Origin of the sequence: Rhodopseudomonas sp., from assembly GCF_013377015.1 — a bacterium.
In the GTDB taxonomy this organism is placed as follows: Bacteria; Pseudomonadota; Alphaproteobacteria; order Rhizobiales; family Xanthobacteraceae; genus JARJEH01.
In genome coordinates, this window is the sequence record NZ_JACABA010000001.1 from 1,639,790 (window position 1) to 1,652,754 (window position 12,965).

A 12,965-nucleotide genomic window follows, 5' to 3' on the forward strand; every position below is an offset into this window, starting at 1 on the left:
TTCGCGTGGTTGACCGGCGCGATGACGGCGGCTAGCGTTCTTGTGATGGTCCTTCCGCGTGGAAGGTGAAAAGGGAAGCCGGTGCGAGTTCGCTCAATCCCGGTGCTGCCCCCGCAACTGTAAGCGACGAGCCCTCGCCGAAGCCACTGGGATATCCTGGGAAGGCGGCGAACGGCAACGACCCGCGAGCCAGGAGACCTGCCATCACGAACTGTGCTTTGGAGGCGTCGTCGGGGCGGGGTGCACCGGACGGGAGCGAGCGTGACGGCGCAAGCCGATCGCGCGCGACCCAACAAAGCTCGCGGCCGCAAGGCCTTGATGTGAGCTCGAGATGGACCGTGACTGCCCCGACGAGACCTCCACCGAACTGACACCGATCGATCCGCGGCGCGATCCGCCCGCCGGTGCTGTCGTGGTCAGCGTCTGCACCACCTGCAAATCCGCCGACGGCAAAACCATCGTCGGGCCGCAGATGATCGACGCCATCAAGGCCGGACTCGACGCGGCCGATCCCGGCGTCGTGGTGCGGCCGGTGCAATGCCTCAGCGTCTGCAAGCGTCCGGCTACCGTCGCGGTGTCGAGCCCGGACGGCTACACCTTTCTGTTCGGCGACCTCGAAACCGACAGTGGCAGCGCGGCGCTGCTGGCATTCGTCCGCTCCTATCAGCAATCCAACTACGGCCTGGTGCCGTGGCGCGACCGCGCGCAGGTGCTGCGCAAGGGCATGGTGGCGCGGCTGCCGCCGGCGCGCTGGTCACCGGATGATGGACGCGCGCCGTCATGAGCGCGCTGTCCACCACGCTGGTGCTCGGCGGCGCGCGCTCCGGCAAATCGGTCTTTGCCGAGAAGCTGATCGAAGCCAGCGGCCTGGCGCGCATTTATCTCGCCACCGCCACCGCCGGCGACGCCGAGATGACCGCGCGGATCGCGCATCACCGCCGTCGCCGCGGCGAGGGCTGGACCACCATCGAGGAGCCGCTGGCGCTGGTCGAGGCGCTGACGCGCGAAGCGATTTACGGCCGCGCCGTGCTGGTCGATTGCCTGACGCTGTGGCTGTCGAACCTGATGCTGGACGGCCGCGATCCCGAGATCGAGGCGCGCCGGCTGACGCGGTTTCTTGGCGTGGCGCAATATCCGATCGTGCTGGTTTCCAACGAAGTCGGCCTCGGCCTGGTGCCGGAGACGCCGCTCGGCCGCGCCTTTCGCGACGCGCAGGGACGGCTCAACCAGATCGTCGCCGCCGCCGTGCCTAACGTCGTCTTCATCGCCGCCGGGTTGCCGCTGTGGCTCAAGCGTTCGCATCAGGAGAGCTGACCGCATGACCGGGATTTCAACCGCCAGCGACGACAATGCCCGCCACGCCGAGAAGGCGAAGAAGCACAAGGCGGCGCACGACAAGATCATGGCCGGCAAGACCGGCGAAAAGGGCCTGCTGATCGTCCACACCGGCACCGGCAAGGGCAAGACCTCGGCGGCGCTCGGGATGGTGTTTCGCCACATCGGCCATGACATGCCGGTCGGTGTGGTGCAGTTCACCAAATCGCCGAAATGGGACACCGGCGAAGCCAGGCTGCTGGCGAAATTCCCCGAGTTGGTGACGCTGCATATCATGGGCGAAGGGTTCACCTGGGAAACCCAGGATCGCGCTCGCGACATCGCCGCCGCCACCGCCGGCTGGGAGTGCGCCAAGCAGCTGATCCGTGACGACCGCCACCGCATGGTGCTGCTCGACGAGCTCAACATCGTGCTGCGCTACGACTACCTGCCGCTCGACGAGGTGCTGGCATTCCTGCGCGACGAGAAGCCGGCCGACAAGCACGTCGTCATCACTGGCCGCAACGCCAAGCCGGAGCTGATCGAGATGGCTGACCTGGTCACCGAGATGACGTTGGTGAAGCACCCGTTCCGCGCCGGCGTGAAGGGCCAGAAGGGCGTGGAGTTTTGATGACGAGGCCGACGCCCGCGCTGATGATCCAGGCCACCGGCTCCAATGCGGGCAAGTCGACGCTGGTGGCCGGGCTGGCGCGGGTGCTGGTGCGGCGCGGTTTGAAGGTGGCGCCGTTCAAGCCGCAGAACATGTCGAACAACGCGGCGGTCGCAGTCGACGGCGGCGAGATCGGCCGGGCGCAGGCGGTGCAGGCCCGAGCGGCGCGGCTGCCGCCGAGCGTGCACATGAATCCGGTGCTGCTGAAGCCGGAGACCGACACCGGCGCGCAGGTCATCGTGCAGGGCCAGCGCTGGGGCCGGCTCGGCGCGACAAACTATCTCGACAAGAAGGCGGCGCTGCTGCCATTCGTGCTGGAGAGCTTTGCCAAGCTCGCGCGCGACGCCGACATCGTGCTGGTCGAGGGTGCCGGCAGCCCGGCCGAGACCAATCTGCGCGCCGGCGACATCGCCAATATGGGATTCGCCGAAGCCGCCAATGTGCCGGTGCTGCTGGCCGGCGACATCGACCGCGGCGGGGTGATCGCCAGCCTGGCCGGCACCCATCTGGTGCTGGAGCCGGACGAGCGCGCGCGGATCCACGGCTTCATCATCAACAAGTTTCGCGGCGACGCGCGGCTGTTCGATCGGGGGCTCGCCGAGATCACCCGCTTCACCGGCTGGCCGTCGCTCGGCGTGGTACCGTGGCTGCCGCAGGCGGCGTGGCTGCCGGCCGAGGACGCGGTCGATCTCGACCGCGCGCGGGACTCGTCTTCGAGCCGGATCATCGCGGTGCCGATGCTGGCGCGGATCGCCAATTTCGACGACCTAGATCCGCTCGGGATGGAGCCCGGCGTGAAACTGGTGTTCGTGCCCCCGGGCCAGCCGATTCCCGGCAATGCCGATGTGGTGATCATTCCGGGCAGCAAGTCAACGCTCGGCGATCTGGCGTTTCTGCGCGCGCAGGGCTGGGACATCGACATCAAGGCGCATGTCCGCCGCGGCGGCTATCTGCTCGGGTTGTGCGGCGGCTATCAGATGCTGGGAACGAGCATCGCCGATCCCGACGGCGTCGACGGTCCCGCCGGAACGGTGGCGGGGCTGGGCCTGCTCGATATCTCGACGGTGATGCGCGGCGACAAATCCACCACGCTGGTCAGCGGCATCCATTGCGGCAGCGGCGCGGCGGTCGAAGGCTACGAGATCCATCTCGGCCGCAGCGACGGCGCCGATTGCGCCCGGCCGGTGCTGACGATCGACGGCCGTCCGGACGGCGCGATCTCGCCCGACGGCAAGGTTCAGGGCACCTATGTGCATGGCCTGTTTACCGGCGACGCCTTCCGCAAGGCGTGGCTGGCGCAGCTCGGCATCGCATCGACGCTGGCTTACGAAACACAAATCGAAACCGCGCTCGACGCGCTGGCCGATCATCTCGAGGCGCATCTCGATATCGACCAGATTCTCCGGATCGCGCGCAGCCGTCACAGCACCAGCGCCAGCACTGCATAGACCGCCGCCTGCAAGACGCAGGCGGCCAGCAGCAGATCGAGCGCGCGGCCGATGTCGTCGGGCGACGCGTCCATCCGCGCCTCGGCGTTGAGAAACGGGTCGTCGACCACGCCCGCCGCATAGGTCCGCGGCCCGGCCAGCGCGATGCCGAGCGCGCCGGCCATCGCGCTTTCCGGCCAGCCGGCATTGGGCGAGCGATGTTTCGACGCGTCGCGGCGCATCGTTGCGGAGGCGGTGGCGATCGAACCGCCGGCCAGCGGCGCGACCAGCGCGATCAGCACGCCCGCCAGCCGCGCCGGAATGAGATTTACCACATCGTCGAGCCGCGCCGCCGCCCAGCCGAACGATTCGTAGCGCGCATTGCGGTGGCCGATCATCGAATCGGCGGTGTTGATCGCCTTGTAGGCGATCAGCCCCGGCAGCCCGCCCAGCGCCAGCCAGAACAGCGGCGCCACCACGCCATCGGAAAAATTCTCCGCGCAGGATTCGATCGCGGCGCGCGACACCCCGGCCTCGTCGAGCCGGTTCGGATCGCGGCCGACGATCATCGCCACCGCGGCGCGGGCGGCTTGCAGCCCACCGGTGGCGAAGGCGGAACGCACGCGGGCGACGTGCTGATACAGGCTGCGCTGCGCGATCAGCGTCGCGGCCAGCAGGCCGAGCACGAGATCGCCGCCCGGCGCCTGCCACAGCATGGTCTGCAGCAGCAGCCCGACCAGCGCGGCGGCCGTGACCAGGATCAGCACCGCACCGACGCCGGCGAGCTGGCGTCGGCGCGGCGACCAGTCCGCGCGATTCAGCGTGCGATCGAGCCAGCCGATCAGGCCGCCGATCAGCACCACCGGATGCGAAAGTCGCCGCCACAGCCAGTCGGGGTCGCCGATCATGGCGTCGAACAACAGCGACGCGACCACGATCAGCACCTCAGCGCTCCACCCGTTCGAGCTCGGTCCGCAGACGCTGCAACGCCTCCACCAGCATCGGCCCGCCGCAATTGATCAGCCGCTCCGGAATCACGATGCGCCTGGCGCTCGGATAGAATCGCTCCAGCGCCGGATGCAGCAGGAAGGCGCGGCCTTCGTCCTCGGCGAAATCGCCGCCGTCGGTCACCAGCAGAAAATCCGGCCGCAGGCTGACGATGGTCTCCAGCGAGCGGAAGCCGGCCTGCGTCGATTCGGATTCGCCGATCGCGTTGGTCAGGCCCGCGGTGGTGAGCAGCGAACTGGCGAGACTCTGCGCGCCGGCGATCCAGCCGCGCCGCGATACCGGCAGCACCCGATAGGGCCGGCGCGCCGCCACCTGGCGCAGCTGCGCGACCGCCGCGTCGAGCCGCGCCAGTTCGGCAGCGGCGCGGTCGGGATGGCGGACCAGATCGCCCATCAGGCGGATCTGCGCCCTGACCTCATCCAGCGATCGCGCGGCGTCGAATTCGGCCACGCGCAGGCCCTTCTGCTTCAGCAATTCGCGGGTCGCGCGCTTGGTGTAGCGGCCGGCGACGACGATGTCCGGCTTCAGGATCAGCACGTCCTCGGCCTCGCCGGACAGGATGGGGAATTGCGCCGCCTTCGCGGCATCCCAGGAGCGGACGGGGTCGCGGGAATACGGACTGAGGCCGAGGATTTGCGACCGATCGGCCAGCGTCATCAACAGCTGGTCGGTGCAGACATTGATCGAGGCGATCCGCGGCAGTTGGTCGGCGTGTGCGGCATTCGGCATCGCGATGGCGATCAGCATCGCGAATGCTGTGACGATGCGCCGCCGCCTCTCGCACTTTGCAATGGATGATGGCATGAAGCGGCGATGAAGCATGGCGGCGATCTGACCGAGGCCATGGCGCGCCATGGCGGCGCGCCGCGGATGTGGCTCGACCTTTCCACCGGAATCAATCCGTGGTCGTGGCCGATTCCGGAGCTGCCCGCCGAGGTCTGGCGGATCCTGCCGTCGCGCGCCGACGAATTCGCGCTGATCAATGCCGCCCGCGCGGCCTATCGGGTGCCCGCCGGCGTCGCGATCGTCGCCGCCTCCGGCACTCAGGCGCTGATCCAGTGGTTGCCGCATCTCGCCGCCGCCGGCGCGGTCGCCGTGATCGGGCCGACCTACAACGAGCACGCTGCGGCATGGCGCAACGCCGGCCGCGAGGTGATCGCGATTAGTTCGCTCGATGGGATTCCGGATGGCGTGCGCCATGCCGTGATCGTCAACCCGAACAATCCCGATGGCCGCGTCGCCGCTCGCGACAGCCTGGCGCGCGCCGCCGCAATGCTGCAGGCACGGGGCGGCTGGCTGGTGATCGACGAGGCCTTCGCCGATGTCGATCCGACGATCGGCGCCGCTGCGTTGTGTCCAGACTTGCCGATCGTGATCCTGCGCTCGTTCGGCAAGTTCTATGGCCTCGCCGGGGTGCGGCTCGGCTTCGCCATCGCCGCGCCGGACATCGCGTCGCGGATCGAAGCTGCGATCGGCCCATGGGCCTGCTCCGGGCCGGCGCTGCTGATCGGCGCCGCCGCCTTGCGCGATTCCGATTGGGCCGACGGTATGCGCGATGCACTGCGGCGTCAGGCCGCCCGACTCGACGTGGTGCTGCGCGCGAGTGGATGCGAGATCGTCGGCGGCACCTCGCTGTTCCGGCTGGTGCGGCGGCACGACGCTCGCGCCATGCATGACGCATTGGCGCACCGACAGATCTGGTGCCGGCGGTTCGACTGGGCCGACGATCTGCTGCGGTTCGGGCTGCCGCCGGACGACGCCGCGCTGGCTCGGCTGGCGGCGGCGCTCGGTTAGCATCGCCTAGACCCCAGCCCAGGGCAGGATTACGGCGCTGTCCTGGTGTGCGGCGCGATAGGCGCTGACGCGAAACACCTCGGCCATGATCCGGTCCGACAGCGCCACCTCGGGCGCGCCATGCGCCACCAGCTGGCCGTCCGACAGCACCAGCACGGAATCGGCGAAGCGCGCCGCCAGCCCGAGGTCGTGCGTGACGACCACCACCAGCGTGCCGGCGTCGGCGGCGGCGCGTAGCGTGCGCATCACGTCGATCTGGTAACGCGGATCGAGCGAGGCGGTCGGCTCGTCGGCGAGCAGCACCGGGGCCTCGACCGCGAGCACCCGCGCCAGTGCCACCCGGCTGCGCTCGCCGCCGGATAGTTCGGTGACGGAACGATCGCCGAATTGCACCACATCGGTCGCTGCCATCGCCCGCGCCACTGCGGCTTCGTCGTGCGGCGATAGCCGCGCCGGGTCGGTGGCGCCATGCGGATAGCGGCCGAGCGCCACCACGTCGCGTACCGGCAGCGGCCAGTGCACCAGATGGCCCTGCGGCAGATAGCCGAAGCGCTTGGCGCGCTCGCGCAGCGGCAGCGCCGACAATGCGACGCCGTCGATCGTGACGCTGCCCTGCGACGGGATCAGTCCCGCCAGCGCGCGAAGCAGCGTGGTCTTGCCGGCGCCGTTCGGCCCGACCAGCGCCACCAGATGCCGGCGCGGCAATTCGATCGTGACGTCGCGCAGCACGGCGCGGCCGGACAGGCTGACGCCGAGATGTTCGGTGCGGACAAAAGGAGACTCGCTCATGCGACGCCTCCGCCCAGCGCGCGGCGCTCGCGCACGATCAGATAGAGGAAGAACGGCACGCCGATGATCGACGTCAGCACGCCGACCTTGATGTCGGAGGTCGACGGGATCAGCCGCACCGCGATGTCGGCGGCCAGCAGCAGCGCGGCGCCGGTCAGCGCGCTCGGTACCAAGAGCCGCGCCGGATCGTGGCCGATCAGCGGCCGCATCAGATGCGGCGCGACCAGGCCGATGAAGCCGATGGTGCCGGAGACGGCGACGCCGCCGCCGACGCCGAGCGCGACGCCGGCGATCACCAAGAGCCGCAGCCGGCCGACATCGACGCCGAGACTTTGCGCGGTCTCCTCGCCGAGGCTGAGCGCGCGAAACGCCGAACGCTGACTCATCAGTAGGAGGGCGCCGGCGACGATGAAGGGCAGCGCCAGCATCACATGGCGGAAGCTGCGGTCCTCGAGCGAGCCGAGCAGCCAGAACGCGATCTCCAGCGTGGCGAACGGGTTGAGCGACAGGTTCATCACCAGAGCGGTGGCGGCGCCGGCGAAGCTGGAGATCGCCAGCCCCGCCAGGATCAGCAGCAGCAGGCCGGCATTGCGACCGGCGACGGCGAGCAGCGCGAACACCGAGACGAAAGCCATCGTGATGCCGGCGACCGGCAGCGCGTAGGAGCGCACATCGGCCCAGCCCAAGGCGATCATCAGCACCGCGCCGAACGCGGCCGATTGCGGCGCGCCGAACAGCGACGGCGACGCCAGCGGATTGCGCAACAGCCCCTGCAACGCCGCGCCGGACAGGCCCAGGATGCCGCCGATCGCCAGCGCCAGGATCGTGCGAGGCAGACGGATCTCCTGGACGATGACCTGCTGCACGTCGCCGCCGCCGCCGAACAGCGCCTCGATCACTACCAGCGGCGACAGCTTCACCGGCCCGATGGCGAGCGAGCCGATCGCCAACAGCCCGACCAGAACGGCGAGGCCGGCGGTGACCATCGCCCGCCGGGCGGGGCCTGGAGCGACTACCATGTGGCGTTGAATCCCGCATAGCCGGCCGGGCCGGTGGTGCCGAAATTCACCACCTCCTGATAATGCGCATCGAAGATGTTTTCGCCGCGCGCGAACAGCTTCCAATTGGCGTCGAGCCTGTATTCGGTGAACAGATCGACCCGCGTATAGGGATCCAACGGGTTGAGTTCGTTGGCGGAGCTGAAGCGTTTCGACACCATCGTCACCCTCGGTTCGATCAGCCACTTGTCGGTTGGCGTGATCGCCAGCGCCAGCCGCGTCAGGTTGCGCGGTCGCCGGCTCAGCGTCAGATCGGTCGCCAGGTCGACGGCGTGTAAATACGTATAGGCGGTCTTCAGCCGGAGCAGGCCCGGCATCAGGTCGATATCACCGCCGAGTTCCAGTCCATAGGTTTCGGCGCGGCTGACATTGGTATAGTGCCCGAGCGGATTGGCGGCGTCTGTGGTGAAGTCGATCAGATTGTTGAACTTGTTGCCGAACCAGGTCGCCGACAGGGTGACGCGACCGTTGAACAGCGACTGATCGACGCCGGCATCGTAGCCAAAGCTGTGCTCGGGGCTAAGGTCGGTGTTGCCGTAGATCGGCGCGTAGAGCTGATACAGCGTCGGCGCCTTGGCGCCGGTGCCGGCGCTGCCGCGTAGTTTGGTGCCGGTCTCGGGGATCGCGTAGGCCGCAGTTGCTCGCCAGGTCTCGAACCGCGCGACATCCACCACATCGTCGACCCGGCCGCCGAGCGTCACGGTCAGCCGCTCGCCGATTGGCAATTGCCACAGCGCAAACAGCGCATTGGTATCCTGGCTGGCCGCGATCTGCGACGTGCGGGGGACCGCGGTCGGCAGCAGCTTGGTCAGGTAGGTGTCGGCGGTCTCGTGTTGCGCCTTGGCGCCGAACACCAGCGATCCGGCCGGGCCGAGCTTCAGATTGCCCTGGTACTCGGCCGCCATGCTGTCGGCCAGATAGTCCGACACCGTGGCGGTGGTGTTCTTCGGCAGCATGTTGGTCTTGTAGGAGAATTCGTTGAACGCGCGGTCGATATGGGTCTCGGAGACGCTGACATTGTGGGTCAGGATGCCACTGAGGCTGTCGACCGACGCGCGGCCCCAGACTTGCTCCAACGATCGTGTCGCGCTCGACGGCGTGTCCGGAAAAGCGCCGGTCGCCGCGTCATAGGCCGACCGAGTCTGGGTGGCAAGCAGACCGCTTTCCAGCCGCACGCCCTCGCCGGCGTCGTAGCCGACCCGCGCGGTGCCCCCGATCCGGCTGAAACCGTCGCGTTCGAGATTGGGAAACTTCGCCTCGATCGCTGGGATCCGGTAGCCATAGCGCGAAAACCCGTCGCTGCGCTGGCCGTTGCCGGAGAACGCATAGGACCACGGGCCGTTCGAGCCGCTCAGCGCGCCGCTGCCGCCGCCGGTGCCGTAGCTGCCGCCTTCGCCGCGCAGACTGACCTGCGCCGGGCCTGAGCCCTTCCGGGTGATGATGTTGATGACGCCGCCGATCGCGTCCGAGCCGTACAGCGCGCTTTGCGGTCCTTTCAGCACTTCGACGCGCTCGATCGCGGCGGGCGCGATCATCGCGAAATCGAAATCGCCGCTGGCTGCGGTCGGATCGTTGACGCGGATGCCGTCGATCATCACCAGGGTCTGGCCGGTGTTGGCGCCGCGCAGTCGGATATTGGTAGTCGATCCGGGCCCACCGCTTTCGGTGATGTCGAGGCCGGGCACGTCGCGCAGGGCGTCGACCAGCGAGCCCGGATTATTGGTGGCGATACTCTCGCCGCGCACCACGCTGATGGCGCTGCCGGTCTGGCTGATCGGCTCGGAGGTGCGATCGGCGGTGACCACCAGATCGGGGAGTTGCTGCGGAGAAAATTGCGCGCCGGCCGTGGCGCTGAAACAGGTCAAGACAAGACAAGCCGCCGACGCGGCAGCACAAGGCTGGGAAACCATCGCGAACCCCTTCTGTCGACCCACCGTCGAACGAGTTGAACCTCGTCAACGGCCGGTCTCCTGGCTCGCGGTCGTTACCGGATCCGCCTTCCCGGATTTTTCGCCCGGCAGTTGCCCGGCTTCTCCAGTGGCTTTGCGCGATCGGCGGAAGTGAGACACTTCAGCGGATCACGCGGTGGATCGCGAATGGCCGCATACAGTTGCGGGGGCAGCCGCGGCATTGGGGATCGCTCCCCGCACCGCATTCCCGTTTCACCTCCTTACGGAGGCACCGATGACGCGACACAGGAAGCACACCGCGCCATTCCGCGCAACGGCAAAGCCGATGGGTTCGCTTGCCGGCACGGCAGACTTTCGGACGCGCGGCATGCGCGACAGCTTGTGTGACGCGCGCTCGTCGTGCGGCCGGGCTCGGCGGATCAATCGGTTCGCGCCGGCGTCGCGGCCAACAGTCCGGAGAACACGATCCCCATGAAGATCGTGATCATGCCGGCGCTCACGGCGTTCATCGAAAACAGCGCGGCATAGGATTCCGGCGGATAGAGATGTACCGGCGCGGCGTAGCGCCCATGCAACAACAAATAGGCCACGACCGGCAAGCCGGCGAGGATCAGCATCAGCAGCCGTTCGCCCGGACGAAACAGCAGGCTCGCCAGCATCGCGCATGGCAGCAGAAAGAGTTCGGTCCCCGATGCTTCGCCCAGCAGCCAGGTGCAGAACACGGTGTTGATCGTCGCCACCAGCGACAGCGCGATCCGGCCGAGCCGCGGATGACGGCGCGCGATGGCGGGAACGATCAGGAAGAACGGGAATGACAGCGCCGTCAGCAGCAGCCAGGGCATACCATCGGCGCCCGCCACCAGTACCACATAGATCGGATAGAACGGCCCGTTGCCGGCCAGCACCAGCGCGACGAGGTTGCCGACCGCCGCGAGCGGGTCGTTGTTCGAACCATAGTCGAGTAATCTGGTCCTGGACCGCGTCAGCATGGATCGGATGGTCATCGGGACTCACATTTGGAATGAGGCGTCAACTGGCCCGGAGGGACACCGCTTCATCAGGTTGAGGTGATTTCCTCGGATAAACTCACCGCCTGTATTTGGCACAGATCAAGGTCCGCCCCAAGCTTGCTTGACACGGTGCCGAGTGTGGCAGCGAGTCGTAACGATGATTCACATGATGCTCTGGAAGACAATCACCCTCGGCGCAACCGCCGTCGCGATCGGGCTTTGCGGGTTATGCGATGCCAGCCCGGCGCTGGCCGAGCAGCGCGTGGCGCTGGTGATCGGCAACAGCAGCTATCAGCACGCGCCAGCCCTCGCCAATCCGCGCAATGACGCCGCCGATGTCGGTGAGAAATTGAAGCGGCTCCACTTTGAGCTGTTCGGCGGCCAGGACATGGATCGCGCGGCGATGCTCGCCGCGCTCACCGCATTCGGTCGCGCCGCCGAGAAGGCCGATGTGGCGCTGGTGTTCTATGCCGGCCACGGCTTGCAGATCAACGGCCAGAACTATCTGGTGCCGGTCGACGCCAATGTCGGCTACGAGGCTGAAGCCGATATCGCGCTGGTGCCGTTCAACGTGGTGATGCAGCAGCTCAACCGCGGCAGTTCGATCAACATCGCGATTCTCGACGCCTGCCGCGACAATCCGTTCGCCAAGGATCTGTCCCGCACGATGGGAACGCGGGCGCTCGGCGCGCTCGGCCGCGGCCTCAGCCGGGCGCCGTCGGTGTCGGGCAGTTTCATCGCCTATGCGACGCAGCCGGACAACGTCGCGCTGGACGGCAGCGGCCGCAACAGCCCGTTCACCTCGGCGCTGCTGAAATTCATCGAGCGGCCGGAGCTTTCGATCTCCGACCTGATGATCGAAGTTCGCAAGGAGGTCATCAGCGCCACCGGTGGCAAGCAAGTGCCGTGGGATTCGTCGTCGCTGACCGGGCGGTTCTCCTTCCGGGTCGAGGGGACTGTGGACATCGTGCCGGAAGGAACCCAACCGGTGAGCACACCGCAACCGCCGTCGTCGCCCCGCCAGCAGGTGGATTCCAAGACCCTGGAATTCAGTGTCTGGAACGAAATCCAGAACTCCGGGGAGCGGTCCGCGTTCGAGAAGTTCCTGGCGGATTTCCCCAACGGCGTGTTCGCCGCCGCCGCGCGTGGTCGAATCGCCGCGTTGAGCGCGCCGTCGGGTGCGCCGGCGGGGCGGCCCGAGGCGTGCTCCCATGCGTCCGTCATCGATGACAATTTTGCCAAAGCCGCTGCGTCGGCGGGGATTGCGCATGGGGTGACGTTTTCCGCAGGTCCGAACGGCGGCGCCAGCTTCTCGCGCCGGCGCGAAAGCCGGATCGTCTACCCCTATGCGCGCACCGGCCTGCCGCGAACCGGCACGCTGGAATGGTTGATCAATGTCTCCAGCGGATATTCCTATTCCGCCGGCAAGCTCGCGGAGCGAACCGGCTGCGCCCTGATCTTCACCACCGATATCCAGAACGGCGACGTGACTTGGCCCGGCAGCGCATGGCTTTACGTCTGCAATAACGGCGATATTCGCTTTCATATCGCTGGCGCAAAATACGAAGCCGGTGGCAAACCTGAATACCGTCTCGAAGTCAAAGGCACCGGGTTTCGCTACGGTGACTGGCATCGGATCGGCGTCAGCTATGGCAATCTCGGGCGCGCCATCATGCTTGATGGCGTTACGGTCGCCTCGGATGCCAACATGACCCAGACATTGGGCGCGGGCGGCACTCACACGGCGTCGGTCGACGATCCCACCATCGGAGAATCGGTGTCCGGATTCTGGCCGAACAACCAGCACGAAGGCGGGTTCGAAGGCACCGTGGCGCGGTTCCGCGCCTCCGACACGCAGCAGGACTGGTGTGTTTCCCGCTAGCCTCCGTCCGGCCGCCGACGCCGATCACATTGCCGCGCGGTCGTATCCGACCGAAGCATTGCAAGGCTCCGCCGCCTCGGCCACTATGTGGCGCTGCAACACG

Annotated in this window: 12 protein-coding genes and 2 riboswitches; of the genes, 6 read left to right on the plus strand and 6 right to left on the minus strand. The window is 67.6% G+C overall.

What is annotated here, in order from left to right; genetic code table 11:
* Nucleotides 1–29: 29 nt before the first annotated feature.
* A riboswitch (cobalamin riboswitch) is annotated at nt 30–221 on the plus strand.
* A 110-nt stretch (nt 222–331) separates the two neighbouring features.
* Genes HXX15_RS07855 through HXX15_RS07870 form a run of 4 tightly spaced genes read left to right on the plus strand, consistent with a single transcriptional unit; the run spans nt 332 to nt 3,432 of the window.
* Nucleotides 332–784 carry a DUF1636 domain-containing protein gene (locus HXX15_RS07855; protein WP_296514510.1) on the plus strand — a complete coding sequence of 151 codons (453 nt, stop codon included), beginning with the start codon at nt 332–334 and terminating at the stop codon, nt 782–784.
* Nucleotides 781–1,314 carry a bifunctional adenosylcobinamide kinase/adenosylcobinamide-phosphate guanylyltransferase gene (cobU, locus tag HXX15_RS07860; protein ID WP_296514513.1) on the plus strand — a complete coding sequence of 178 codons (534 nt, stop codon included), beginning with the start codon at nt 781–783 and terminating at the stop codon, nt 1,312–1,314. The genes HXX15_RS07855 and cobU overlap by 4 nt, the downstream gene beginning before the upstream one ends.
* 4 nt (nt 1,315–1,318) lie before the next feature.
* On the plus strand, nt 1,319–1,945 hold the full coding sequence (gene cobO / locus HXX15_RS07865) for a cob(I)yrinic acid a,c-diamide adenosyltransferase (RefSeq protein WP_296514515.1): 627 nt from the start codon (nt 1,319–1,321) through the stop codon (nt 1,943–1,945).
* Nucleotides 1,945–3,432, plus strand: coding sequence for a cobyric acid synthase (locus HXX15_RS07870; protein ID WP_296514517.1), 1,488 nt, complete (start codon nt 1,945–1,947; stop codon nt 3,430–3,432). The genes cobO and HXX15_RS07870 overlap by 1 nt, the downstream gene beginning before the upstream one ends.
* On the opposite strand, the gene cbiB is transcribed toward HXX15_RS07870, so the two are convergent.
* On the minus strand, nt 3,405–4,355 hold the full coding sequence (cbiB, locus tag HXX15_RS07875) for an adenosylcobinamide-phosphate synthase CbiB (protein WP_296514520.1): 951 nt from the start codon (nt 4,353–4,355) through the stop codon (nt 3,405–3,407). The two genes, HXX15_RS07870 and cbiB, sit on opposite strands and share 28 nt — an antisense overlap.
* A gap of 1 nt (nt 4,356) precedes the next feature.
* Entirely contained in the window at nt 4,357–5,166 is an 810-nt protein-coding gene (locus HXX15_RS07880; RefSeq protein WP_296514545.1) for an ABC transporter substrate-binding protein, read from the minus strand.
* A gap of 66 nt (nt 5,167–5,232) precedes the next feature.
* Here HXX15_RS07880 and cobD point away from each other — a divergent pair, with 66 nt between their 5' ends.
* Nucleotides 5,233–6,213, plus strand: a complete 981-nt coding sequence (gene cobD / locus HXX15_RS07885; protein WP_296514547.1) for a threonine-phosphate decarboxylase CobD — start codon at nt 5,233–5,235, stop codon at nt 6,211–6,213.
* Between the two features lie 6 nt (nt 6,214–6,219).
* On the opposite strand, the gene HXX15_RS07890 is transcribed toward cobD, so the two are convergent.
* From HXX15_RS07890 to HXX15_RS07905, 4 genes are all read right to left on the minus strand, one after another.
* Complete coding sequence (locus tag HXX15_RS07890; RefSeq protein WP_296514549.1) at nt 6,220–7,002, minus strand: ABC transporter ATP-binding protein; 783 nt, start codon at nt 7,000–7,002, stop codon at nt 6,220–6,222.
* A complete protein-coding gene (locus HXX15_RS07895) occupies nt 6,999–8,021 on the minus strand; it encodes an iron ABC transporter permease (RefSeq protein ID WP_296514553.1) in 1,023 nt (340 codons plus the stop codon). Before HXX15_RS07895 ends, HXX15_RS07890 begins: the two co-directional genes overlap by 4 nt.
* Nucleotides 8,015–9,925 carry a TonB-dependent receptor gene (locus HXX15_RS07900; protein ID WP_296514555.1) on the minus strand — a complete coding sequence of 637 codons (1,911 nt, stop codon included), beginning with the start codon at nt 9,923–9,925 and terminating at the stop codon, nt 8,015–8,017. Before HXX15_RS07900 ends, HXX15_RS07895 begins: the two co-directional genes overlap by 7 nt.
* A gap of 77 nt (nt 9,926–10,002) precedes the next feature.
* Nucleotides 10,003–10,261: riboswitch (cobalamin riboswitch) on the minus strand.
* 128 nt (nt 10,262–10,389) lie between these two features.
* Entirely contained in the window at nt 10,390–10,974 is a 585-nt protein-coding gene (locus HXX15_RS07905) for a hypothetical protein (protein ID WP_296514557.1), read from the minus strand.
* Nucleotides 10,975–11,149: 175 nt separating this feature from the next.
* On the opposite strand from HXX15_RS07905, the gene HXX15_RS07910 reads away from it, so the two are divergent.
* Nucleotides 11,150–12,862, plus strand: coding sequence for a caspase domain-containing protein (locus HXX15_RS07910; RefSeq protein WP_296514559.1), 1,713 nt, complete (start codon nt 11,150–11,152; stop codon nt 12,860–12,862).
* Nucleotides 12,863–12,965: the final 103 nt, after the last annotated feature.